Source organism: Pseudomonas sp. GM60, from assembly GCF_000282415.1.
GTDB classification, from domain to species: domain Bacteria; phylum Pseudomonadota; class Gammaproteobacteria; order Pseudomonadales; family Pseudomonadaceae; genus Aquipseudomonas; species Aquipseudomonas migulae.
Genome location: NZ_AKJI01000029.1, coordinates 22,063 through 46,211, shown reverse-complemented (window position 1 = coordinate 46,211; position 24,149 = coordinate 22,063). Strand labels below are relative to the sequence as shown.

Here is a 24,149-nt window from a genome sequence, read left to right as displayed (position 1 = left end):
TCGAACTCCGTCGTCAGTCGCGCGCTAAAAGGCGCGGGGCAAGCTCTTTGAGAGCGCGTCGATACACCTCGCGCTTGAATGTCACCACCTGGCCCAACGGATACCAATAACTGACCCAGCGCCAGCCATCGAATTCCGGTTTACCGGTCAAATCCATCCGCACCCGCTGCTCGTTGGAGATCAGGCGCAGGAGAAACCATTTCTGTTTCTGGCCGATGCACAGCGGTTGGCTGTGGGTACGGACCAGACGTTGCGGCAAACGATAGCGCAACCAGCCCCGGGTGCAGGCGAGAATTTCAACATCTTCACGCTCCAGACCCACTTCTTCGTTCAACTCGCGGTACAAGGCGTCTTCCGGCGTCTCCTGGGGGTTGATACCACCCTGTGGAAACTGCCAGGCATCTTGATTGATACGGCGAGCCCATAGCACCTGTCCGGCATCATTCGTGAGAATGATCCCGACATTGGGGCGGAAACCATCGGGGTCGATCACGGCAACAACCTCGCAAACGCATGTCGCCGCATTGTTCCACAAAGGTTGTGAAGGCAGCAACGAGCCGGCCAACCTTATGTGCACTCTTGTGAAAAGTCCGTATTCTGGGCGCCTTTCTACAGACTTTTCAGCGAGTAACTGCAATGCGCCTGGCTTTATTCGACTTGGACAACACCCTTTTGGGCGGCGACAGTGACCACGCCTGGGGTGATTACCTGTGCGAACGCGGCTTCCTCGACGCCGTCGCCTACAAGACACGCAACGACGAGTTCTATCAGGATTACCTGGCCGGCAAGCTGGATAACGCCGCCTACCTGAACTTTTGCCTGGAAGTGCTCGGCCGCACCGAAATGGCCACGCTGGATCAGTGGCACAGCGATTACATGCGCGACTGCATCGAACCGATCGTGCTGCCCAAGGGACTTGAGCTGCTGAAGAAGCACCGCGATGCCGGCGACAAACTGGTGATCATCACCGCGACCAACCGCTTCGTCACAGGTCCGATTGCCGAGCGCTTGGGCGTTGAAACCCTGATCGCCACCGAGTGCGAGATGGTCGATGGCCGCTACACCGGGCGCAGCACCGACGTGCCGTGCTTCCGCGAAGGCAAGGTGACTCGGCTTAATCGTTGGCTGGAAGAAAGCGGGCATTCGCTGGAAGACAGTTACTTCTACAGCGACTCGATGAATGATTTTCCGTTGCTGGAACAGGTGGCGAATCCGGTGGCGGTTGATCCGGACCCGAATTTGCGTGCCGAGGCCGAGAAACGTGGCTGGCCGGTGATTTCGTTGCGTGACTGAAATCGCCTTCGCGAGCAGGCTCACTCCTACATTGGAATGCGTTCCCCTGTAGGAGTGAGCCTGCTCCCGATTGGGTCGACTCGGTTTCAAGCGTTAAACAGGCTTGGCACCCATCAACCCGGCAATGGCGATAAAGCAGACGAAGCTGAACAACGCCAGGGCGAAGGTAAACTTGCCGTTCCCCGCCGGCGCCTTGCGTAACTTATTCAGCCGCACCAACAACCAAAACCACGCCAACGCCGCAACGGTGTAAAGCACACTCGACGCCAGCAACCACGTCTGCCCCAACGGCCAGCCCACCAGATGCACCATCCACCAGCCGGTGAACGGCATGCTCAACAGTGCCAGCCCCATCAGCAGCCAGATGAACACCCGAGGCCTTTGCAACGTGCGGCTGCCCGCCGTCGCGTCGCCATTACGCCGAGTTCGCCAGACCCAGATCCCCAGGCCCAGCGCACAGACCAGCAGCACAACCGTCGCCACCATGTGCGCCACTTTCAGGGCGGTTAACGTTTCCATTGTTCGACTTCCTTATGACCTGCCCATCAGCGTAGCCGCTCAGCCAAGAAACAGCTGATAGGCCGGGTTGTCGCTTTCGTCCCAGTACGGGTAGCCGATTTCTTCCAGCGCCGCCGGCACCAGATGACGCTCCTCGTGAGGCACTTGCAGCCCTGCGACCACACGACCGTCTGCCGCGCCGTGGTTGCGGTAGTGGAACATCGAGATGTTCCAGCGCCCGCCGAGCTTGCTGAGGAAGTTGAACAGCGCGCCCGGTCGCTCTGGAAATTCAAAGCGCAGCACCACTTCATCAACCACCTGGGCCGCGCGGCCACCGACCATGTGCCGAATGTGCAACTTGGCCAGTTCGTTGTCGGTCAGGTCCAGCACCGGGAAACCCTGCTCGGTCAGGCTGGCAAGCAGCGCACTGCGCGGATCGTTTTCCGGGTGCGTCTGCACGCCAACGAAGATGTGCGCTTCGCTGCCGGTGTTGTAGCGGTAGTTGAATTCGGTGATCTGGCGCTTGCCGATGGCTTCGCAGAACGCCTTGAAGCTGCCCGGCTTCTCGGGGATGGTCACGGCGATGATGGCTTCGCGGCCCTCGCCCAGCTCGGCGCGTTCGGCGACGTGGCGCAAGCGGTCGAAGTTGACGTTGGCGCCAGAATCGATGGCCACAAAGGTGTGCCCGGTGACAGCGTGCTGCTCGACGTATTTCTTGATCCCGGCCACGCCCAGGGCGCCGGCAGGTTCAGTGATCGAGCGGGTATCGTCGTAGATATCCTTGATCGCCGCGCAGATCTCGTCGGTGCTGACCGTGATCACTTCATCGACATAGTCTTTGCAGATGTCGAACGTGTACTGACCAATCTGAGCGACCGCGACGCCGTCGGCGAAGAGGCCCACGGTCGGCAGCACCACGCGCTCGCCGGCGGCCATGGCGGCTTGCAGACAATTGGAGTCGTCCGGCTCGACGCCGATGATCTTGATTTCCGGGCGCAGGTATTTCACGTACGCCGCGATACCGGCGATCAGCCCGCCGCCGCCGACCGGAACGAAGATCGCATCCAGACGCCCAGGGTGCTGGCGCAGAATCTCCATGGCCACCGTGCCCTGCCCGGCAATGGTGTGGGGATCGTCGTACGGGTGAATGTAGACGTAGCCTTTTTCGTCGACCAGTTTCAGCGAGTAAGCCAGGGCTTCCGGGAACGAATCCCCGTGCAGCACCACTTTGCCACCACGGGAACGCACACCTTCGACTTTGATTTCCGGGGTGGTCTTGGGCATGACGATGGTGGCTTTCACGCCGAGCACTTTCGCCGCCAGGGCCAGGCCCTGCGCGTGATTACCGGCCGAAGCCGTCACGACGCCGCGCGCGCGTTCTTCATCGCTCAACTGCGTGAGCTTGTTGTAGGCCCCACGAATCTTGAACGAGAACACCGGCTGCAAGTCTTCACGCTTGAGCAAAATACTGTTGCCCAGCCGCTCGGAGAGCTGGCGGGCAGTCTGCAATGGGGTTTCTACGGCAACGTCATAAACGCGCGAGGTGAGGATCTTTTTGACGTACTGTTCGAGCATCGGAAAGCATCACTGAGCGGGTTGGGCAGGGCCAAGGAGTCTAACCCGGCTTTCGGGCGTGCGACCACACTAAACAGGTGGTTTTACCCTCCCCGGAAGGGGTCAAGGACCTGTAGGAGCGAGGCTTGCCCGCGAAGAGGCCGGCACATCCAGAATAAATGTTGGCAGTAAGAACGCTTTCGCGGGCAAGCCTCGCTCCTACAGGTCACGGTGGCGGTCCGCCAATCGGGCAATGACCTTCCCCGTCCCGGGGCCTATAATGCCGGGCTTTCGTTCCCCCTCTTCGGCACTTCGGAGCCCGCATGACCCAGGATCAACTCAAACAGGCAGTGGCCCAGGCCGCCGTCGACTTCATCCTCCCGAAACTCGACGACAAGAGCATCGTCGGGGTCGGCACCGGCTCCACCGCCAACTGCTTCATCGATGCACTGGCGCAACACAAAGGCGCCTTCGACGGCGCAGTCGCCAGTTCCGAAGCCACCGCCGCACGCCTCAAGGGCCACGGTATTCCGGTGTATGAGCTGAATACCGTCAGCGACCTGGAGTTCTACGTCGACGGCGCCGACGAAAGCGACGAGCACCTGAACCTGATCAAGGGCGGCGGCGCAGCCCTGACCCGCGAGAAGATCGTTGCGGCCGTGGCCAAGACCTTCATCTGCATCGCCGATGGCAGCAAACTGGTGCCGGTGCTCGGCGCGTTCCCGCTGCCGGTCGAAGTGATCCCGATGGCCCGCAGCCACGTGGCCCGCGAGCTGGTGAAGCTCGGCGGCGACCCGGTTTACCGTGAAGGCGTGCTGACTGACAACGGCAACATCATTCTGGATGTGTTCAACATGCAGATCACCAACCCGGTGGAGCTGGAGACGCAGATCAATGCGATCGTCGGCGTGGTGACCAACGGTTTGTTCGCGGCGCGTCCTGCGGACCTGCTGTTGCTGGGCACCAGCGAAGGCGTCAAAACCCTGCGCGCGCAGTAAGCCAGACGCAAAACCCTGTAGGAGCCAGCTTGCTGGCGATAGCGGCGTAACAGTCAACATAGATGTTGAATGTCACGGCCTTATCGCCGGCAAGCCGGCTCCTACAGGGGTTGTGTTTATGTTTTAGGGTTGTGGTGGTTTCTTGAAGACGTAGAACAGGTTCGGCTCGCTCACCAGGTACATCGTGCCGTCGTCATCCATGGCGATCCCTTCCGCTTGCGGCACCGTCTTCTGCAACCCCTGACGCCCCTTGTTCAGTGACATGGTGCTCAGCGGACGCCCGTCCACATCCAGTTCCAGAATCAGTCGCGACTCGTCGGACAGCGCCAACAGGTGACCGCTGCGCTCGTCGTATTGCAGGCTCGACAGGTCTCGCACAAACATCCCGGCATCGCGCTTGGGGTTGTTGACCACGTGCACCGCATAGGATTTTTCCGGGTTGTAATGCGGAAAGCCCTGCACTTCATAGATCAGCATCGGGTCGCGCTCCTTGGCGACAAACAGCCGCTTGCCCACCGAATCGTAGGCCAGGCCTTCAAAACCCTTGTTGCTGCTCATGTGCACGCCGAGGGTTATCTGTTCGGCATCCGCCGCATCGAGGAACGTCGTGTCCTTCTCCAGATGAATCTTGATCAGCCGCTGCTGACGCTCGTCGGTGATGACGTAAGTGTCGGCGCTGATGAATTCCACCGCTTCCGGATCACCGAAGCCGACCAGCGCGATGCGCTGAAGGATCTGGCCTTCAAGCGACAGCTCGATCAATTCGGAATTTTTATTGGTGACGGTGAACAGGCTTTTGCGGACCGGATCGAAGGTCAGCGCTGACACATCGTCGTCCAGGCCTTCGATGACCCGGCCCTCAATGACAACCTGATAGTGATCCAGCCCGATCGACCGGGCACTCTCGGCCTGCCAAAGCGTATGCAGATTGAACCAGGCCCGCTCGAATAGCCGCAGGTGTTGGCCGAACGCAACCAGCACGGTCAGCGCGATCACCGAGAAAATCAGGATCAGGGGTTTGGGGCGGGCAAGTCGGCGCATTCAGGCAAGCTCGGAATCAGGACGGGCGGATGAAATACCACGGCAGTCTGAATTGAAGCTTAAAGGCCGTTGGGTTGGCCCTACAACTGAGCGTCGTGTTTCCTACACATTCGCAGATCAAGCTCGCGGACCAAGCTCGCGAATCAAGCTCGCGAATCAGCGCTGCTTCTCGAATCGGTAGAACAGGTTCGGCTCGCTCACCATATACAGCGTGCCCGCCTCGTCCATGGTCACGCCTTCGGCGCGGGGAATGGTCTTCTTCAGGCCATTGAAACCACCCAGCAAGGTCATGAAACTGACCTGCTCGCCCTTCTCGTCCAGCTCCAGCAGCAAGTGGGAATCGGCGGACAACACCAGCGTATGGCCGGTGCGCGGGTCGATGGCCAAGGCCGACAGGTTGCGGATGTCCAGCGCGTCACTGGCCAGCTTCTGCTTGTCGCCGGTGAGTGTCAGGCCGTCGGCGCTTTTCCAGGTAAACAGCGCCGGTGGACGCTCCTCACCCAGCAGCATGTGTTGATTGTGCGCATCCCAGACGACCGCTTCGAACGCTTTGTTCTGGTCTTTCGACGGGCCGAGGTCGTACTTGGGGAAGTTGGCGATGTTCAGCTCGCGGGTATCAGCGTCGACCTTGACGATGGTCAGCAGATGCTCACGCTCATCGACAATGGCCAGCAGACCGTTGCCCATGACCGTCACGCCTTCCGGGTTGCTCCAGCCCACCAAGGGCATTTTGCGCAGCACTTCACCCTGCAGGTCCAGCTCGACCAGGAACGGGTTTTTGCCCATCACCGAGAACAGGGTTTTGGTTTGCGGGTTGTAGGCCAGGTCGGACGCTTCGTCCTTTTCCATCCCTGGCAGCAACTTGGCATCGATCACCGCCCGGTAATCCGGAAGCCAGATACTTTCCTGGCGTTCAGCCGGGCTTTCGAAACGCTCCAGCACCCAAAGCACCCCGCGATCATCCCAATGCATGGCAAAGGCGAGGCCATACGCGGCGGCCGCGACCAGCAAAAGCCAGGCATACCAACGCATGAAAAAGCGCGGGCGACGGGCAGTTTTAAGCGTGGGCAGCGATTGAATGGCCATCGGGGGATGCGTTCCAGAAATTCAGGCTAAGGGTAATAGCACAATTGGGACCGGCTCAGACGCCAGAAACCCGGGAATTATCCAGACAAGATGTGAAAAAAACGGGAAATGGCGGGATTGCCCTTTACGGGCAACTAAATCCCCCCTGTAGGAGCCGGCTTGCCGGCGATGGCGGTGGAACATTCAGCATAAATGTTGAATGTGATGGCCTCATCGCCGGCAAGCCGGCTTCTACAGGGGGTGTGTTAGCGGACGCTGCTGGTGAAGCTGCTCGCGCCTGGCAGTTCCAGAACGATTTCGTCACCCACATTCAGCGGGCCGACACCGACCGGCGTGCCAGTCAGGATCACGTCGCCAGCCTGCAGCGAAAAGCAGCCGGCCATGTGCTGGATCATTGGCACGATCGGGTTGAGCATCGCGCTGCTGTTGCCGTCCTGGCGCACTTCGCCGTTGATGGTCAGGCGGATGCCGATGTCGGTCAGGTCGGCAAAGGTGCTGCCGGATACGAACGGGGCAATCACTGCCGCACCGTCGAAGGACTTGGCGATTTCCCACGGCAGGCCTTTGGACTTCAGTTCTGCCTGCTTGTCACGCAGGGTCAGGTCCAGCGCTGGAGCGAAGCCGGAAATAGCATCAAGGACCTCTTCACGGCTTGGCTTGGTCGACAAAGGCTTGCCGATCAACACCGCGATTTCGGCCTCGTAGTGCACTGAACCGCGCTCGGTCGGAATGCTGAAACCGCCTTCCAGCGGCACGACGCAGCTGCCTGGCTTGATGAACAGCAGGGGCTCCGTTGGCACCGGGTTGTCCAGTTCCTTGGCGTGTTCGGCGTAGTTGCGGCCGATGCAAACCACTTTGCCCAATGGGAAGTGGATGCGTGTACCGTCGACATACTGGTGCTGATAGCTCATTGACCGACTCCTGGTTCGTAGCGCTTAAGTTCGAAAATCAAACAGCGAAAATCTTGCCCGGGTTCATGATGCCGTTCGGATCGAACACCGCTTTGACCGCTTTCATGTACTCGATCTCAACCGGGGAGCGGCTGTAGGTCAAGTAGTCACGCTTGGTCATGCCCACGCCGTGTTCGGCGGAAATCGAGCCGTTGTACTTCTCGACAGTTTCGAACACCCACTTGTTCACGGTTGCGCACTTGGCGAAGAACTCGTCCTTGCTCAGGTCATCCGGCTTGAGGATGTTCAAGTGCAGGTTGCCGTCACCGATGTGGCCGAACCAGACGATTTCGAAGTCCGGGTAGTGTTCGCCGACGATCGCATCGATTTCCTTCAGGAATGCCGGGACTTTCGACACAGTGACCGAAATGTCGTTTTTGTACGGCGTCCAGTGGGAGATGGTTTCGGAAATGTATTCGCGCAGTTTCCAAAGGTTTTGCAGCTGGGTTTCGCTCTGGCTCATCACGCCATCCAGCACCCAGCCCTGCTCCACGCAATGCTCGAAGGTTTCCAGCGCGTGGTTGGCCACTTCTTCAGTGGTCGCTTCGAATTCCAGCAGCGCGTAGAACGGGCAGTCGGTTTCAAACGGCGCCGGCACGTCACCGCGCCCCATGACCTTGGCCAGGGCTTTGTCGGAGAAGAATTCGAACGCGGTCAGGTCAAGTTTGCTCTGGAACGCGTGCAATACCGGCATGATCGAGTCGAAATCGGCAGTGCCAAGCACCATCGCGGTGAGGTTTTTCGGCGCCCGGTCCAGACGCATGGTCGCTTCGACCACAAAACCGAGGGTGCCTTCAGCGCCGATGAACAGCTGACGCATGTCGTAGCCGGTGGCGTTCTTGATCAGGTCGCGGTTCAGTTCCAGCACGTCACCCTTGCCGGTGACCACTTTCATGCCAGCGACCCAGTTACGGGTCATGCCGTAGCGAATCACCTTGATCCCGCCGGCATTGGTGCCGATATTGCCGCCAATCTGACTCGATCCTGCGGAAGCGAAGTCCACCGGGTAGTACAGGCCTTTTTCTTCGGCGACGTTCTGCAAATGCTCGGTCACGACGCCCGGCTGGCACACGGCGGTGCGGTCGGTGAGGTTCACGTCGAGGATCTGGTTCATATAGTCGAAGGACACGACCACTTCGCCATTGGCGGCCACCGCAGCGGCAGAAAGCCCGGTGCGCCCGCCGGACGGCACCAGCGCCACCTTGTGTTTATTGGCCCACAAAACGATGGCCTGGACCTGTTCGGTGGTCTTCGGGAACACGATGGCGGTCGGGGCCGGGGCGAAATGCTTGGTCCAATCCTTGCCGTAAGCGTTCAGGGAGTCGGCATCGGTCAGTACCTTGCCAGGCTCGACCAGGGTCTTCAGTTCATCAATCAGGGCAGGATTGGTCATCGACAGAACTCTCGAACAATTCATGGTCATCCTGAGAACGCTTCACGTCGCAGGAATGAGTGTTTGCGGGGCGCTTATGCTAGCATACCGACCCCGCAGGATAGTGCCCAACGGCTGTTCTGCGGCGACGGCTGTCGTGCCGTCGGGGTCAGCGTCTGTTGACCATTTCCTGCCATTTTTCTCCGGGATACAGGTTTACGCAGATGAGCAAGACTTCTCTCGATAAGAGCAAGATCAAGTTCCTTCTTCTCGAAGGCGTCCACCAATCGGCTGTCGACGTTCTCAAGTCGGCGGGCTACACCAGCATCGAGTACCTCACGGGTTCTCTGCCGGAAGCCCAGCTGAAGGAAAAGATCGCTGATGCTCACTTCATCGGCATTCGCTCCCGCACTCAACTGACCGAAGAGATCTTCGATCACGCGAAGAAGCTCGTCGCTGTAGGTTGTTTCTGCATCGGCACCAACCAGGTTGACCTGAACGCTGCCCGCGAACGCGGCATCGCAGTGTTCAACGCTCCGTACTCCAACACTCGCTCCGTTGCCGAGCTGGTGCTGGCCGAAGCGATCCTGTTGCTGCGCGGCATCCCTGAGAAGAACGCTTCCTGCCACCGTGGCGGCTGGATCAAGAGCGCGGCCAACTCCTTCGAAATCCGTGGCAAGAAGCTCGGCATCGTCGGTTATGGCTCGATCGGTACGCAACTGTCGGTCCTGGCTGAAGGCCTGGGCATGCAGGTGTACTTCTACGACACCGTGACCAAGCTGCCTCTGGGTAACGCGACCCAGGTCGGCAACCTGCACGAGCTGCTGGGCATGTCCGACATCGTCACCCTGCACGTTCCGGAAACCGCTGCGACCCAGTGGATGATCGGCGAGAAGGAAATCCGCGCCATCAAAAAGGGCGGCATCCTGATCAACGCCGCTCGCGGCACGGTGGTCGAACTGCAAGCCCTGGCAGACGCGATCAAGGACAAGCACCTGATCGGCGCGGCCATCGACGTCTTCCCGGTGGAGCCACGCTCCAACGACGAAGAGTTCGAAAGCCCGCTGCGTGGCCTGGACAACGTGATCCTGACCCCGCACATCGGTGGTTCCACCGCTGAAGCGCAAGCCAACATCGGTCTGGAAGTGGCCGAGAAACTGGTCAAGTACAGCGACAACGGTACGTCGGTATCGTCCGTGAACTTCCCGGAAGTGGCCCTGCCGGCTCACCCTGGCAAGCACCGTCTGCTGCACATCCACGAGAACATTCCGGGTGTGATGAGCGAGATCAACAAGGTCTTCGCCGAAAACGGCATCAACATCTCCGGTCAGTTCCTGCAGACCAACGAGAAAGTCGGCTACGTGGTGATCGACGTAGACGCCGAGTACTCGGACCTGGCGCAACAGAAGCTGCAACACGTCAACGGCACCATCCGTAGCCGTGTGTTGTTCTGATAGCGACTTGAGCGACAAAAAAGGAGACCTTCGGGTCTCCTTTTTCTTGGGCGCGACTAACGTTACTTAACGTTGACGGTGATTTTCTCGGAGAGGATCGGCGGATCGAACGGCATGTGGTTGCTATCGCCAAGCTCGAGTTGCAAGGTGTGCTTGCCGGGCGTCAGCGTTACTTCAGCCTGAGTCTGCGCGTTGCCGAAATGCTGGTGGTTGGCATCTTTGGGGATCGGCGCACCGGCGGCTGGCAACTCATCGACATCGATCAACAAGTGGTGATGACCGGTGTTCTTGGTGGGATCACCCGCCGGGGCCAGCGCAATGTTCTCGACAGCGAACTTGACGACGACAGTCTGCGGGACCGTCGCACCGTCTTCAGGAGAAACGATGGACACTTCAGCACCCTTGGGTGCCGGTGTAGCCGCACTGGCCAGCACCGAAACACCCATCAGCAGGCCAGCCAGCGCAGCACGTGACATAAAGGTTTTCATTCTCTTCTCCAGTTTTTTCGTAAAATCCGCGTGACCATGACAACTTCACGGCCATTCGTTGTCGAAGGCACTCGACAACCATAGCAAAGCGAGCCTGAACCAGCGCATCGCGATAAATGTATTCAAAGGAGTGACCATGCGCTTTTTGCCTGGCCTGATCTGCCTGCTACCCCTTTTGAGCCCTTTGGTTCATGCCGAACTGATTGACGATGTAAACGACCGCGGTGAGTTGCGCATTGCCCTTGAGGCTAATACACCACCCTTCAATTTCAAGGACGATGGCCAACTCTCGGGCTTCGAAGTCGAGCTAGGCCAACTGCTGGCCAATGAACTGGATGTAAGGGCCGACTTCGTCGTGACCGATTCCAGCGATCTGTTGACCGGCGTTGAAAGCGGCAAGTACGACATCGCCATCAATCACATAACAGAGACTCCGGCGCTCAAGGATCGTTTCGACTTCAGCGAACCTTACATTCACACCGATGCGCATTTGATCGCGCAGAAAGAAGAGCCGCGTTCAATCCTGTTGGTGCAGTCGCTGACGCAAGAAAAGCCGAAAGCCGCCCCGGCCGAGAACCTGGCCATTCCGTTTCAGAAAGGGAACCCGGCGTTTCATGCCAGCCTGGAGAACGCGTTGCAGCGGATAAAGGCGGATGGGCGACTGGAGGCACTGGAGAAAAAATGGTTTGGGCCGGATGCCGCCGAGATGCCGAAACCCTAAGGCCACCGACAACCACCGCGATCCCTTGTAGGAGCCGGCTTGCCGGCGATGAGGCCGTAACATTCAAAACCTATATTGACTGTTATACCGCTATCGCCGGCAAGCCGGCTCCTACAGGGATTTGCGTTTAGAGCCGCAGTGCGGCGGCGGCTTCAGCCAGTTCCAGTTCGCTGAAGACCTGCACGCCATGGCGCTTGAGCAACGCCGCCGTCACGCCTTCGCCGCTGACTTTCACGCCGCTGAACGTGCCGTCATAGGTCAACAGGTTGCCGCACGACGGGCTGTTGGCCTTGAGCACGGCGATGCGGATGTTGTGTTTCTGTACCAGCTCCAGCGCCTGGTAGGCACCGCTCAGAAACTGCGCGCTGACATCCTCGCCCTCGGTGGTAATCACCGCCGCCTGCCCCTCCAGCACTTCACTGCCCTGCCCGCCCGGAATCTCCGCCGCCGCCCGTGGCGTCGGCAAGCCACCGGCAACTTCCGGACACAACGGCACGACGCGACCTTCGTCGACCCACTGTTGAAGCTGATCGAACGGCCCGCTGGCACCGCCGTCGTATCGCACGCGGTGGCCGAGCAGACAGCGACTTACCAGAATTTTCTGCATGATCAGAACGGCTCGTTGCCACGACGCCGGAACCAGCCGGTCAACGACAGGCGATCGCGGGTCGCGGGCAGGACTTCGTGGGGCACTTCGCCCGACAGGAACACCACCAGGCATCCGCCGGTGGGCACCACATCGTATTCGACGCCTTCCTTGAGGTACATGCGCAACTGACCGCCGTGCTCCGGCAACCAGGCGTCGTTGAGGTAGACCACCGCCGAGACCATGCGCCGATCATCGTCGCGGAAGCGGTCGACATGCTTGAGGTAGAAAGCGCCGGGTGGGTACATCGCGAAATGGCTTTCAAAGTCTTCGAGGCCCAGATACAACCCGCGATTCAATGCCTCGCGCAGGCTGTCCATCAACTGCAGATAGTTGTCGCAAGCCAAGGCCTGACCCGGCTCGATCCACTGGATTCGGTCGCCGCGAATTCCCTCGCGAATCTCCGATGTCGGCCCGCGGCCTACGGCGGCCGGGGCCAATTCACCCTCGGCGGCACGTTTACGGCACTCAGCCGCCAGTTCTTGGGTCAGACCCAAGGGCAGGAAAATGTTCTGCTGCGACCAGCCGCGTTCGGCCAGGTCGTCGACGATACGTAACAGCAGCGGGTGATCAGAGGGTATTGGCATGGCGCGCATAGTATTCCTGTGCCGGAAAATCCGACAGAGCCGCGCGGCGGCTTGATACGAATTCTCGACAAGTCCCTATGCCACACGGAGAATAGTCGCCTGCTGACAGGAGTCCCTATGCGCCGTTTGCTTTTCTCACTGATGATGTTCTGCGTTTTGCCCGCTTGGGCAGACGGCCACGACCAGTTGTACAAGGTCGCCGGCTGGCCAGAACAACGCGCGCATTTCAGTGATGCCCTTTCAACCGCTCAGCAGCGCTACCAGAACAGCCTGCCGCCCGCCGTGTTTCAGGCGCTGGTGAACAACAGCAATCAGCGCTTTGCCCCGCAGGCCGTGGACCAGCGCGCCGAAGCGCAATTGCGCAAAACCCTGGCCGATCCTAAACCTGCACTGGCTTTTTTCCAGTCGCCGCTGGGCAAGAAGATCGTCGCCGCCGAGTTGCTGGCGACCCGTCGCGATCAACTGGCGAAGAACGCCAAAGGCCTGCCGAAGATTCAGGCCAGCGACAGCCGCACGCTGATCATCGGTCACCTCGCCCAGGCCTTGCCCGCGCGGGAGGCCGGTGCGGAAGTCAGCCTGGCGATTGCCGGCGTCGCGGCCGACAGCCTGAGTTCGATGATCCCCGGCCTGCTCGGTGGCGGTCAGGCCCAGGGGCTGTTGAACGGTCAGCGTCAGCGCTTGATGGACCAGATCGGCAGCGACCTCAACAACACGTTGCTGTATGTCTATCGCGATCTGTCGGATGACGAGCTGGAAGAGTTCGCCACGTTTGCCGAGTCGGCAGAAGGCAAGGCGTATTACCAGGCGGCGTTGGCAGCGATTCGGGCGGGGTTGGCGGTGGGGCAAACCCCTTCGAACCTGAGCCAGTAATCTTTGGTGTCTGACAGGACGCCTTCGCGGGCAAGCCTCGCTCCTACAGGATTCACGCATGACTTGTAGGAGCGAGGCTTGCCCGCGAAGAGGCCGGAACAATCACTAAAGATTCCGGCCCTTGATCCGCTTCGTCAAAAACCCGAAATACTCCCCGCGCAACGCCACCGTCTCATTCGCCAAATGATGCCGCGCCTCAGGCAACATCAACACCTGAGGCCGATCGAACTTGGCCTTCAACACCTCAAGATTGTGCTGCCAATCCACCGTCATGTCCGCCTGCCCCTGCACGATCAGCGGCCGTCGAGTGCTGTCCGGCGCGGCTTCGATGCGTTTGATCCAGCGTGCCAGCGCCCCAACCCAGGCCGTCGGCAAGCGTAGCGGTTGCAGCGGGTCGGCTTGCAGGAACGGCAGGAAATCCGGGTCGTTGGAGTTCTCGCTGAAACGTCGGGCGATGGCTTTGACGAACGGCTTGAGCAGGTAATAACTGAGCTGCGACCAGCCCCAGGCGCGCGGCCTCACCAGCGGCGACAACAGGATCACCTGGCCCTGGGCCGGACTGCCCGCCCCTTCGTTGAGCACATGGTCGATCACGATGGCGCCACCGGTACTTTGACCGCACAGGTGCCACGGCTGCGGCAGATCGAGGGATTTCGCCTCGGCGAACAGCCCTTGCAGCGTGTCCTGATACTCGGCGAAATCGTTGATGCTCGCGCGCTCGCCGCTGGATAGACCATGCCCCGGCAAGTCGCAGGCAATCACCGCGAAATCCTGATTCAGCGCCCACTCGATCACGTGCCGGTAGAGCCCGGTGTGATCGTAGAAACCGTGGAACACAAACAGCGTCGCCTTCGCCCGCTCCGGCCACCACACCTGGCCGACCACGTCATAAGCATCCACCTCAAAACGCCCCAGGCCCCTGCGCAACTGACGCCCCGGAAAATCCAGCCCGTAGAACCGCTGGTATGCCTGCGCCTCTTCGGACAGCGGCTGCCACTCGGCCAGGGGCCGCAGGCTGGCACGCAAATGATCGGGGGCGAAAGTGGCGGACATGGGCGATTCCAGAGCACGAAGCGGACTTTATAAGCCTGCGATATTCATCTGTCGCGGCAAGCATGGCAAGCTGGGCGACCTTCGAGGATCGACACTCATGCGTTCGCCCTACCGCACCCCACTGCTTGCCTGCCTGCTCGCCCTCGTGTGCGCCGGTGTTTTATGGGCGGCGTACGACTGGTTTCAAGGACGCTACCTGCGAGCGTTCAGCGAACACACGGCGGTGTTTTCCGGTGACCCGTTGCACCTGCCCGACAACCTCGCCGGCCCCGGCGCCATTCGCCTGGTGCACTTCTGGGACCCGGCCTGCCCGTGCAACGTCGGCAATCAACAACACCTGAGCGAACTGGTCGAGCAGTATGTGCCGCAAGGCGTCGAGTTTTATGCGGTACAAAAACCCGGCAGCCACGGCCAGTTGCCGAGCACGCTGAGCAGCCTGAAAACCATCACCGTCCTCCCGGGCTCCGAACAGATCCCGGCCAGCCCGGCCGTGGCGATCTGGGACCGCAGCGGCAAACTGGCCTACTTCGGCCCTTACAGCGAAGGCCTGACCTGTAATTCGAACAACAGCTTCATTGAGCCGATCCTACAAGCGTTAAACGCGGGCCGCACAGTCAACGCCACGCACACACTGGCCGTCGGGTGTTACTGCCCGTGGCCCGCCGACACAAAGCAGTAAGACCGCGCAGACGCGAATCCCTCCTAAGGGCGATGGGCCGATTCGGCAAGCCGTGTTAAACAGTGGCGCCAGGGAACTGCTGCCACTAATAACAACAAGGAGTCACCATGAAACGTAGCCTGACCGTTCTCGCACTGCTGATAGTCGCGCTCGCCACAGGTGCCGGCGGGTACATCTACAGCAAGCAACCGACGCGCCAGGGCATGGTCGAGCTGCAACACTTGCAAGGCTCCGTCACCGTCCGTTACGACGAACGCGGCATCCCGCACATCCGCGCCGAAAACGAAACCGACCTGTACCGCGCCCTCGGCTATGTGCACGCCCAGGACCGGCTGTTTCAGATGGAAGTATTGCGCCGCCTGGCCCGTGGTGAACTGGCCGAAGTGCTGGGCCCGAAACTGCTCGACACCGACAAGCTGATGCGCAGCCTGCGCATTCGCGAACGCGCCGAAACCTACCTGGCGAACATGGATAAGCAGTCGCCGGCCTTCATCGCCATGCAAGCCTATCTGGACGGTATCAACCAGTATCAGGACAGCCATGCAAAACCTGCGGAGTTCGATGTACTGGGCATTCCAAAACGCCCGTTCACCGCGCAGGACACTATCAGCATCGCCGGTTACATGGCCTACAGTTTTGCCGCGGCATTTCGCACCGAACCCTTGCTGACCTACGTGCGCGATCAACTGGGTGCCGAGTACCTGAACGTTTTCGATCTCGACTGGCAGTCCAAAGGCGTGCTGGCGAACAATCACAGCAGCACCCCGCCGCCTCTCGCCAGCGCCGACTGGAAAGACCTCAACGCCCTCGCCCGCCTGAGCGAACAGGCGCTGGCCGACAACGGTTTGCCACAGTTCGAGGGCAGCAACGCCTGGGTGGTCGCGGGCAATCGGACCAAAAGCGGCAAGCCGTTGCTGGCGGGCGATCCGCACATCCGCTTCTCCGCGCCGTCGGTGTGGTACGAAGCGCAGCTCTCGGCGCCGGGCTTCGAGCTCTACGGTCATTATCAGGCGTTGATGCCGTTCGCCTCACTGGGGATGAACCGCGACTTCGGCTGGAGCATCACCATGTTCCAGAACGACGACCTCGATCTGATCGCCGAGAAGGTCAACCCGGACAACGCCAACCAGGTCTGGTATCGCGGCAAGTGGGTGGACATGGTCACCAGCGAACAGCAGATCGCGGTCAAGGGGCAGCCGCCGGTGAAGTTGCTGCTGCGCCAGTCGCCACACGGGCCGATCGTCAACGATGCGCTGGGCAACAGCGTCGGTAAAACACCGATTGCCATGTGGTGGGGGTTTCTCGAAAGCCAGAACCCGATCCTCGAAGGTTTCTACCAGCTCAACCGTGCCGACACCCTGGCCAAGGCGCGCAGTGCCGCCGCCAAGGTCCAGGCGCCGGGGCTGAACATCGTCTGGGCCAACGCCAAGGGCGACATCGGCTGGTGGGCGGCGGCGCAACTGCCTAAGCGTCCGGCGGGTGTGCGGCCGTGGTTCATCCTCGACGGCAGCAGCGCCGAAGCGGACAAGGACGGCTTCTACCCGTTCAGCGCCAACCCGCAGGAAGAGAACCCGGCGCGGGGCTACATTGTTTCGGCCAACTTCCAGCCCGTGTCGCCGATCGGCATGGAGATTCCCGGTTACTACAACCTCGCCGATCGCGGGCAGCAGCTCAATCGCCAGCTCAGCGACAAGGCCGTGAAGTGGGATCTGGAGGCCAGCCAGAAGCTGCAACTGGGCACCACCACCGCCTACGGCCCGCGTTTGCTCACGCCGTTGTTACCAGTGCTGCGTGAGGTGGTGAGCGATCCCGCCGAACTGAAATTGGTGGAACAACTGGCCCAGTGGACAGGCGACTACCCGCTGGATTCCACCAGTGCCACGCTGTTCAACCAGTTTCTGTTCAACCTCGCTGACGCGACGATGCACGATGAGCTGGGCAACGACTTCTTCGAGACGCTGCTCTCGACTCGGGTGATCGACGCTGCGCTGCCGCGCCTGGCCGCGAACGCCGACTCACCGTGGTGGGACAACCGCAACACCCTCGGCAAGGAAACCCGCGCCGACACGGTCAAGGTGGCGTGGCAAGCGAGCCTCGCGCACCTCAAGAGCACGCTGAGTGCGGACTTCGCGCAATGGCAGTGGGGCAAGGCGCATACGCTGACCCATGGTCATCCGCTAGGGCAACAGAAGCCGCTGGACCGGATTTTCAATGTCGGCCCGTTCGCGGCACTGGGCACTCACGAGGTGCCAAATAACCTCTCGGCCAAGATCGGCCCGGCGCCATGGCCGGTGACTTATGGGCCGTCGACCCGACGCCTGATCGACTTCGCCGACCCGGCGCACAGCCTGACCGTCAACCCGGTGGGCCAGAGTGGCGTGCCGTTTGACCGGCATTTTGATGATCAGGCTGAGGCGTACGTCGAAGGGGTGTACTTCCAGGCGCATCTCAATGATGAAGAGGTGACGGCGAATACGCGGAGTACGTTGAAGCTGTTGCCGGCGCGGGCTGTGCCTTAGATTTTTGTTGGCCGGGCTGACGCCTTCGCGGGCAAGCCTCGCTCCTACAAGTGACCTATTCCTGTAGGAGCGAGGCTTGCCCGCGAAGAGGCCCTGACTGACCACACAAATGTCAGCTCAAACCATCGCCGCAAAATTCAACCTGAACTGCTGCGGCGTCACACCGAGCCGGCGATTGAACACGCTGCGCATATGCTGCGCATCTCGAAACCCGCACTGATACGCCACCGTCTTCAACGGCGCGACGGTGCTTTCGAGCATCACCCGCGCCGCATCCACCCTCGCCCGTTCGACGAATTCTGCCGGGGTGACCTTCGCTTCTTTGGCAAACACCCTGGAAAAGTTGCGGGCGCTCATGTTGGCGGCGTTGGCGAGGTCTGCAATGGTCAGATCGACGGTCAGGTTGGCCAGCACGTAATGCTGAACCATCGCCACCGCCGACGTCGGCTCGGCGTGGGGCGTGAGAAATGGACTGAACTGCGATTGTCCGCCCGAGCGCTGCGTGAACACCACCAGCCGCTTGGCCACGCTGAGCGCCACTTCCGGCCCATGATCCCGGGCCAACAAGTACAACGACAGATCGATCCCCGCCGTGACCCCGGCCGAGGTATAGAGCTCACCATCCTGCACGTACAAGCGATCAGCCTCGACCTGCGTCGAAGGGCACAACGCCGCGAGCGCAGCGGCATCGCCCCAATGAGTCGTCACCGTTCGCCCTTCGAGCAAGCCTGCCCGGGCGAGCATGAACGCACCGTTGCAGATCGAGCCGAACCGTTGCGCCAGCGCGCTGGCATCGCGCAGCCAGGCATCGAAGGCCGCGCCGAAATCCATGAACGGCAACTGCGGCCCTCCGGCCACCAGCAACAAGTCGTACGCCCCCAGCGCCTCGCTGAAATGCCGATGGGCATTGAGGGATAAACCGTTGGAGCACGGCATCACACCGCGCTCGACGCCGATCACCTCCAGTTGATAGTGATCCTGCGGCGCGAGGAAACGATTGGCCTCGGAAAACACATCCATGGGGCCGGTGACGTCCAGGGACTGCACGCCGGCGAACACCACGATGGCAACGGTTTTACTCATGACAAGGAACACCCTCGATTTACGCAGACTTTGTAGGAGCCGGCTTGCTGGCGATGGAGTGTCAGTCGACATCAATGTTGCTGACATACCATCGCCAGCAAGCCGGCTCCTACAAGGTGTGCGCATGACGTAAATCCATGCGCAGGACCTCAACCGTAGCCAATCCGCGCTCAACAAGCGAGGTTGGCGCGATATGCATGCTCATTGGCAAGGATCGCAGCCATGGATCGATTGTCCGGTTTTGGGGCCGGGAACAGACTTGTTCCATCAGCGCCGCCACGGCGTTCCCCACGAGGACAGCACCATGAGCAGCACCATCGCCGGCATCAAAATCCCCGACAGCGCTTTGGCCCGGGCCACCACGGAATACATTCGCGACGTCGAATCCGACCTGCTTTATCACCACTCGCGCCGGGTGTTTCTGTTCGGCGCTTTGAGCGGTGAACGCAAGCAACTGGCCTACAACCCGGAGCTGTTATACGTCGGCGCGATGTTCCATGACCTGGGTCTGGTGGAAGGTCATCGCAGCGACGATGAACGCTTCGAAGTCGATAGCGCCAACGCCGCCAAAGCATTCCTCAAGCCTTACGGCCTGAGCGATGACGACATCGAGCAGGTGTGGTTGTCGATTGCCCTGCACACCACGCCGAACGTAGTGCATCACCTGCGCCCCAACGTGGCATTGGTGACGGCGGGCGTTGAAATGGATGTGCTGGGGATCGACTACGCCGCGTTTCCCACGGCGCAGCGTGAGGCGGTGGTGCATGCGCATCCACGGGGCGAGGGGTTCAAGGAGTGCATCCTGTGTGCGTTCGCCAACGGCTTCAAGCACAAGCCGGATACCACGTTCGGTACGGTGAACGCGGATGTGCTGGTGGACAGCGAGCCAGGGTTCAAGCCGATGAACTTCGTCGAGATCATCCGCAAGTCCCCCTGGGTGTCCTGAAACCTGTAGGAGCCGGCTTGCTGGCGATGGAGGGTCAGCAACATTGATGTCGACTGACACACCATCGCCAGCAAGCCGGCTCCTACGGGGGATTTGGGTTGATCACAGAAATGCGATCAACTCAAAGGTTCAGGCCGCTTCCGGCGCCTGCTGTGCGCGACGCACGTCCGGTTGCTTCCACGAATCGGCAGCGCTTTCTTCGATGGCCTGCTGAATCGCACGCTTGCGGCTTTCTTCGGCGCGGCGGCTGAAGAACCAGACCAGGAAGGTCATCAACGACACCGCCAGCAGAATCAGGCTGGCCACGGCGTTGATCTCAGGCTTCACGCCCAGACGCACCGCCGAGAACACTTCCATCGGCAAGGTCGTCGACCCCGGCCCCGACACGAAGCTGGCCAACACCAGGTCATCCAGCGACAGCGCGAACGACATCATGCCGCCCGCCCCCAAGGATGGCGCGATCATCGGGATGGTGATCAGGAAGAACACCTTCCACGGCTTCGCCCCAAGATCCATGGCGGCCTCTTCGATGGACAGGTCCAGCTCACGCAAGCGTGCCGACACCACCACCGCCACATACGCAGCACAGAACGTGGTGTGGGCGATCCAGATGGTGACGATGCCACGCTCTTGCGGCCAACCGATCATCTGCGCCATGGCCACGAACAGCAGCAACAGCGACAGACCGGTGATCACTTCGGGCATCACCAGCGGCGCGGTGACCAGGCCACCGAACAACGTGCGGCCCTTGAAGCGGGTAATGCGGGTCAGGACGAATGCGGCCAACGTGCCCAGCGCCACAGCGGCAATCGCGGTGTAGCAGGCGATTTCCAGCGAACGCACCACCGAGCCCATCAGTTGGGTGTTGTCCATCAGGCCGACGTACCACTTGATCGACCAGCCGCCCCACACCGTCACCAGTTTCGAGGCGTTGAACGAGTAGATCACCAGGATCAGCATCGGCGCGTAGATAAACAGCAAACCCGCGATCAGCATGAAACTCGAGAAACGGAAGCGCTTCATTCTTTACCCTCCATTTCTTTGGCCTGACTGCGGTTGAACAGGATGATCGGCACAATCAGGATCAACAGCATCACCACCGCCAGGGCAGACGCCACCGGCCAGTCACGGTTGTTGAAGAACTCTTGCCAGAGCACTTTACCGATCATCAGGGTTTCCGGACCACCCAGCAGTTCCGGGATCACGAACTCGCCCACCACTGGAATGAACACCAGCATGCAACCGGCGACGATGCCGTTCTTGGACAGCGGAATGGTGATCTTCCAGAAGCTGTTGAACGTACTCGAACCGAGGTCGGACGCCGCTTCCAGCAGGCTGTTGTCGTGCTTCACCAGGTTGGCGTAGAGCGGCAGGATCATGAACGGCAGGTACGAATAAACCACGCCGATGTACACCGCCAGGTTGGTGTTGAGGATCTGCAGCGGTTCGTCGATCCAGCCCATACTCATCAGGAAACCGTTGAGCAGACCGTTATTGCTGAGGATGCCCATCCACGCGTAAACGCGGATCAGGATCGCGGTCCAGGTCGGCATCATGATCAGCAGCACCAGCACCGTTTGCAGCTCTTTGCGGGCACTGGCGATGGCGTAGGCCATCGGGTAACCAATCAGCAGGCAGAGGATGGTGCTGATCAGCGCCATCTTCAACGAACCGAGGTAAGCGGCGATGTACAACTCATCGTCGCCGAGCATCGCGTAGTTGCCGAGGTTGAGCAGCACCTGCAGCTTCTGGTCTACGAAGTTGTAGATCTCGGTGTACGGCGGAATGGCCACGTCGGCTTCAGCGAAGCTGATCTTCAGGACGATGAAGAACGGCAGCATGAAGAACATGAACAGCCAGAGGAACGGAACCCCGATGACCAGCTGACGGCCACCGGGAATTATTCGATTGAGGCGGCGTTTAAATTTGCGCATGTTCATGAGCGGAGTACCACGCCGCTGTCGTCTTCCCACCACACGTAAACCTGGTCACCCCAGGTTGGGCGCTGACCACGGCGTTCGGCGTTGGCGACGAAGGACTGGACGATCTTGCCGCTCGGCAGCTCGACGTAGAACACCGAATGACCGCCGAGGTAGGCGATGTCATGCACTTTGCCGCTGGACCAGTTGTATTCGCAGGTCGGCATGTCCGGCGTCACCAGCAGCTTTTCCGGACGGATCGCGTAGGTCACGGATTTGTCCTGCACCGAGGTGCTGATGCCGTGGCCCACGTAGATCTGGCGATCCAGGTCTTTGCAGGTGATGGTCGCATGGCCTTCGGCGTCGTCGATCACTTCACCGTCGAAGATGTTGACGTTGCCGATGAACTCGCAGACCAGGCGGCTGGTCGGGGTTTCGTAGATGTCGATCGGGCTGCCGATCTGGGCGATCCAGCCCAGGTGCATGATCGCGATGCGCTCGGCCATGGTCATGGCCTCTTCCTGGTCGTGGGTCACCATCACGCAGGTCACGCCAACGCGTTCGATGATTTCAACCAGCTCAAGCTGCATTTGCGAGCGCAGTTTCTTGTCCAGCGCACCCATCGGTTCGTCGAGCAGCAGCAGCTTCGGCCGCTTGGCCAGCGAACGCGCCAGGGCCACCCGCTGACGCTGACCACCGGACAACTGATGCGGTTTGCGCTTGGCGTACTGGGTCATCTGAACCAGCTTGAGCATGTCGGCCACGCGGGCATCGATTTCAGCCGCAGGCAGTTTGTCCTGCTTGAGGCCGAAGGCGATGTTCTGCGCCACGGTCATGTGCGGGAACAGGGCGTACGACTGGAACATCATGTTGATCGGCCGCTCGTAGGGCGGCATGTCGGTGATGTCTACGCCATCGAGGAAAATGCGCCCCTCCGTGGGCCGTTCGAAGCCTGCGAGCATGCGCAGCAACGTGGACTTGCCCGATCCCGAACCGCCGAGCAGGGCGAAAATCTCGCCTTTCTTGATTTCCAGGGACACATCGTCCACGGCAATCGTCTCGTCGAACTTCTTCGTGACCCGGTCGATTTTGACCAGCACCTGTTTAGGTGACTGGTCGCCCTCGAGGGCTTTCTTATAGGCGCCGGAGGCAACTGCCATTTACGAAACTCCCAAAAAAAAGAGTGCAGTTCGCTCAAGGTGAGCCAACCTGGATAGTTTGAGCCCTGAAGCTATTTGCCCGACTTGACCTTGGTCCAGCTGCGGGTCATCAAACGTTGAATGTTTGGTGGTAACTCGACCGACACGTAGGTCTTGTCGAGGACTGCTTGCGGTGGATAAACCGACTCGTCGGTGCGGATGGACTGCTCCATCAATTTGTCCGAGCCAGGGTTGGGGTTCGCATAGCCAACAGAATCGCTGACCTGTGCGATCACCTCGGGTTTCAACAAATAGTTGATGAAGGCGTGGGCCTCTTTGACGTTGCCCGAATCCTTCGGAATCGCGAGCATGTCGAACCACAGCGCACCGCCCTCTTTGGGAATGGTGTAGGCGATGTTCACGCCTTTCTTCGCTTCAGCCGCACGGTTGCGGGCCTGGAACATGTCGCCGGAAAAACCGATCGCGATGCAGATATCGCCGTTGGCCAGATCCGCGATGTATTTGGAGGAGTGGAAGTAGGTCACGTAAGGCCGCACTGCCAGCAACTTGGCTTCAGCCTTTTTGTAATCTTCGGGGTTGGTGCTGTTGGCGTTCAGGCCCATGTAGTTGAGGACCGTCGGCATCATTTCATCGGCGGAGTCGAGGAACGCCACGCCGCAACTCTGCAGCTTCTTGATGTTCTCCGGCTCGAACACCGCGCTCCAGGAATCGATCTTGTCGACGCCCAGCACAGCCTTGATCTTGTCGACGTTGTAGCCGATGCCGTTGGTGCCCCACAGGTAAGGGACGGCGTACAAGTTGCCCGGATCATTTTGTTCCAGACGCTTGAGCAATACGGGGTCGAGGTTCGAGTAGTTCGGCAACTTCGACTTGTCGAGTTTCTGGAAAGCACCAGCCTTGATCTGCTTGCCGAGGAAGTGGTTGGACGGCACGACCACGTCATAACCGGTACGCCCGGCGAGCAACTTGCCCTCCAGGGTTTCGTTGGAGTCAAAGACGTCATATACCGGTTTGATACCGGTCTCTTTCTGGAAGTCGGCCAGGGTGGTCTCGCCGATGTAGTCCGACCAGTTATAAATATGCACCGTGCCGGCAGCCTGGACACTGACAGCCATCGTCAGTCCGGCACCGGCCAGCAATGCATTGCGCAACAAAGAAAAAATAGGCAAGTGGAGGTCCTCTAAAATTAGTTGGGCCCAAGTTGCCCCGCGTTACATGACAGTCGTAGCTGC

At 60.2% G+C, this 24,149-nt stretch carries 24 protein-coding genes; 8 read left to right on the top strand and 16 right to left on the bottom strand.

Annotated elements, in window-relative coordinates:
* Positions 1-13 precede the first annotated feature (13 nt).
* Positions 14-493 (bottom strand): RNA pyrophosphohydrolase, encoded by a 480-nt coding sequence (locus tag PMI32_RS22940; protein WP_007897732.1) that lies wholly within the window; start codon positions 491-493, stop codon positions 14-16.
* Between the two features lie 143 nt (positions 494-636).
* On the opposite strand from PMI32_RS22940, the gene PMI32_RS22945 reads away from it, so the two are divergent.
* Complete coding sequence (locus PMI32_RS22945; protein ID WP_008026084.1) at positions 637-1,293, top strand: histidinol-phosphatase; 657 nt, start codon at positions 637-639, stop codon at positions 1,291-1,293.
* Between the two features lie 93 nt (positions 1,294-1,386).
* On the opposite strand, the gene PMI32_RS22950 is transcribed toward PMI32_RS22945, so the two are convergent.
* The gene (locus tag PMI32_RS22950) at positions 1,387-1,812 is read right to left on the bottom strand and encodes a DUF2269 domain-containing protein (protein ID WP_008026082.1); all 426 of its coding nucleotides are present in this window, start codon (positions 1,810-1,812) and stop codon (positions 1,387-1,389) included.
* Positions 1,813-1,851: 39 nt separating this feature from the next.
* The gene (ilvA, locus tag PMI32_RS22955) at positions 1,852-3,366 is read right to left on the bottom strand and encodes a threonine ammonia-lyase, biosynthetic (protein WP_008026079.1); all 1,515 of its coding nucleotides are present in this window, start codon (positions 3,364-3,366) and stop codon (positions 1,852-1,854) included.
* A gap of 302 nt (positions 3,367-3,668) precedes the next feature.
* On the opposite strand from ilvA, the gene rpiA reads away from it, so the two are divergent.
* Complete coding sequence (gene rpiA / locus PMI32_RS22960; RefSeq protein ID WP_008026076.1) at positions 3,669-4,343, top strand: ribose-5-phosphate isomerase RpiA; 675 nt, start codon at positions 3,669-3,671, stop codon at positions 4,341-4,343.
* A 123-nt stretch (positions 4,344-4,466) separates the two neighbouring features.
* Here rpiA and PMI32_RS22965 read toward each other — a convergent pair whose 3' ends face one another.
* From PMI32_RS22965 to PMI32_RS22980, 4 genes are all read right to left on the bottom strand, one after another.
* Positions 4,467-5,384, bottom strand: coding sequence for an SdiA-regulated domain-containing protein (locus PMI32_RS22965; RefSeq protein WP_008026075.1), 918 nt, complete (start codon positions 5,382-5,384; stop codon positions 4,467-4,469).
* 156 nt (positions 5,385-5,540) lie between these two features.
* Complete coding sequence (locus PMI32_RS22970; protein ID WP_008026073.1) at positions 5,541-6,470, bottom strand: SdiA-regulated domain-containing protein; 930 nt, start codon at positions 6,468-6,470, stop codon at positions 5,541-5,543.
* Positions 6,471-6,715: 245 nt separating this feature from the next.
* Positions 6,716-7,381, bottom strand: coding sequence for a fumarylacetoacetate hydrolase family protein (locus PMI32_RS22975; protein WP_008026071.1), 666 nt, complete (start codon positions 7,379-7,381; stop codon positions 6,716-6,718).
* Positions 7,382-7,418: 37 nt separating this feature from the next.
* Positions 7,419-8,813 carry a D-2-hydroxyglutarate dehydrogenase gene (locus tag PMI32_RS22980; protein ID WP_032828611.1) on the bottom strand — a complete coding sequence of 465 codons (1,395 nt, stop codon included), beginning with the start codon at positions 8,811-8,813 and terminating at the stop codon, positions 7,419-7,421.
* A gap of 203 nt (positions 8,814-9,016) precedes the next feature.
* Between PMI32_RS22980 and serA the strand changes: the two genes are divergently transcribed.
* The gene (gene serA, locus PMI32_RS22985; RefSeq protein WP_008026067.1) at positions 9,017-10,246 is read left to right on the top strand and encodes a phosphoglycerate dehydrogenase; all 1,230 of its coding nucleotides are present in this window, start codon (positions 9,017-9,019) and stop codon (positions 10,244-10,246) included.
* Between the two features lie 62 nt (positions 10,247-10,308).
* Here serA and PMI32_RS22990 read toward each other — a convergent pair whose 3' ends face one another.
* Entirely contained in the window at positions 10,309-10,734 is a 426-nt protein-coding gene (locus tag PMI32_RS22990; protein WP_008026064.1) for a DUF4399 domain-containing protein, read from the bottom strand.
* A gap of 136 nt (positions 10,735-10,870) precedes the next feature.
* On the opposite strand from PMI32_RS22990, the gene PMI32_RS22995 reads away from it, so the two are divergent.
* Entirely contained in the window at positions 10,871-11,455 is a 585-nt protein-coding gene (locus PMI32_RS22995; protein WP_008026062.1) for a transporter substrate-binding domain-containing protein, read from the top strand.
* A 127-nt stretch (positions 11,456-11,582) separates the two neighbouring features.
* Here PMI32_RS22995 and PMI32_RS23000 read toward each other — a convergent pair whose 3' ends face one another.
* Together PMI32_RS23000 and PMI32_RS23005 are read right to left on the bottom strand one after the other, a co-directional pair.
* A complete protein-coding gene (locus PMI32_RS23000; RefSeq protein WP_008026059.1) occupies positions 11,583-12,062 on the bottom strand; it encodes a 2-thiouracil desulfurase family protein in 480 nt (159 codons plus the stop codon).
* A 2-nt stretch (positions 12,063-12,064) separates the two neighbouring features.
* Positions 12,065-12,697 carry a 2OG-Fe(II) oxygenase gene (locus PMI32_RS23005; RefSeq protein WP_008026057.1) on the bottom strand — a complete coding sequence of 211 codons (633 nt, stop codon included), beginning with the start codon at positions 12,695-12,697 and terminating at the stop codon, positions 12,065-12,067.
* A gap of 108 nt (positions 12,698-12,805) precedes the next feature.
* On the opposite strand from PMI32_RS23005, the gene PMI32_RS23010 reads away from it, so the two are divergent.
* Entirely contained in the window at positions 12,806-13,558 is a 753-nt protein-coding gene (locus tag PMI32_RS23010) for a DUF2059 domain-containing protein (RefSeq protein ID WP_008026055.1), read from the top strand.
* A 105-nt stretch (positions 13,559-13,663) separates the two neighbouring features.
* Here PMI32_RS23010 and bipL read toward each other — a convergent pair whose 3' ends face one another.
* On the bottom strand, positions 13,664-14,611 hold the full coding sequence (gene bipL / locus PMI32_RS23015) for a phospholipase BipL (protein WP_008026053.1): 948 nt from the start codon (positions 14,609-14,611) through the stop codon (positions 13,664-13,666).
* A 97-nt stretch (positions 14,612-14,708) separates the two neighbouring features.
* On the opposite strand from bipL, the gene PMI32_RS23020 reads away from it, so the two are divergent.
* Positions 14,709-15,290: a DUF6436 domain-containing protein gene (locus PMI32_RS23020; protein ID WP_008026051.1), complete on the top strand. Its 582-nt coding sequence runs from the start codon at positions 14,709-14,711 to the stop codon at positions 15,288-15,290.
* A 107-nt stretch (positions 15,291-15,397) separates the two neighbouring features.
* A complete protein-coding gene (locus PMI32_RS23025; RefSeq protein ID WP_008026049.1) occupies positions 15,398-17,809 on the top strand; it encodes a penicillin acylase family protein in 2,412 nt (803 codons plus the stop codon).
* Between the two features lie 117 nt (positions 17,810-17,926).
* On the opposite strand, the gene PMI32_RS23030 is transcribed toward PMI32_RS23025, so the two are convergent.
* Complete coding sequence (locus PMI32_RS23030) at positions 17,927-18,892, bottom strand: GlxA family transcriptional regulator (protein ID WP_008026047.1); 966 nt, start codon at positions 18,890-18,892, stop codon at positions 17,927-17,929.
* Between the two features lie 304 nt (positions 18,893-19,196).
* On the opposite strand from PMI32_RS23030, the gene PMI32_RS23035 reads away from it, so the two are divergent.
* Positions 19,197-19,838: an HD domain-containing protein gene (locus PMI32_RS23035; protein ID WP_008026045.1), complete on the top strand. Its 642-nt coding sequence runs from the start codon at positions 19,197-19,199 to the stop codon at positions 19,836-19,838.
* 129 nt (positions 19,839-19,967) lie between these two features.
* Here the strand turns inward: PMI32_RS23035 and PMI32_RS23040 are convergent, their stop codons facing one another.
* The 4 genes from PMI32_RS23040 to PMI32_RS23055 form a co-directional block, all read right to left on the bottom strand.
* Positions 19,968-20,861, bottom strand: a complete 894-nt coding sequence (locus PMI32_RS23040; protein ID WP_008026042.1) for an ABC transporter permease subunit — start codon at positions 20,859-20,861, stop codon at positions 19,968-19,970.
* Positions 20,858-21,739 carry an ABC transporter permease subunit gene (locus PMI32_RS23045; RefSeq protein WP_177318183.1) on the bottom strand — a complete coding sequence of 294 codons (882 nt, stop codon included), beginning with the start codon at positions 21,737-21,739 and terminating at the stop codon, positions 20,858-20,860. Before PMI32_RS23045 ends, PMI32_RS23040 begins: the two co-directional genes overlap by 4 nt.
* A gap of 35 nt (positions 21,740-21,774) precedes the next feature.
* Complete coding sequence (locus PMI32_RS23050; RefSeq protein WP_008026038.1) at positions 21,775-22,917, bottom strand: ABC transporter ATP-binding protein; 1,143 nt, start codon at positions 22,915-22,917, stop codon at positions 21,775-21,777.
* A gap of 71 nt (positions 22,918-22,988) precedes the next feature.
* Positions 22,989-24,086, bottom strand: coding sequence for a polyamine ABC transporter substrate-binding protein (locus PMI32_RS23055; RefSeq protein WP_008026036.1), 1,098 nt, complete (start codon positions 24,084-24,086; stop codon positions 22,989-22,991).
* Positions 24,087-24,149 lie beyond the last annotated feature (63 nt).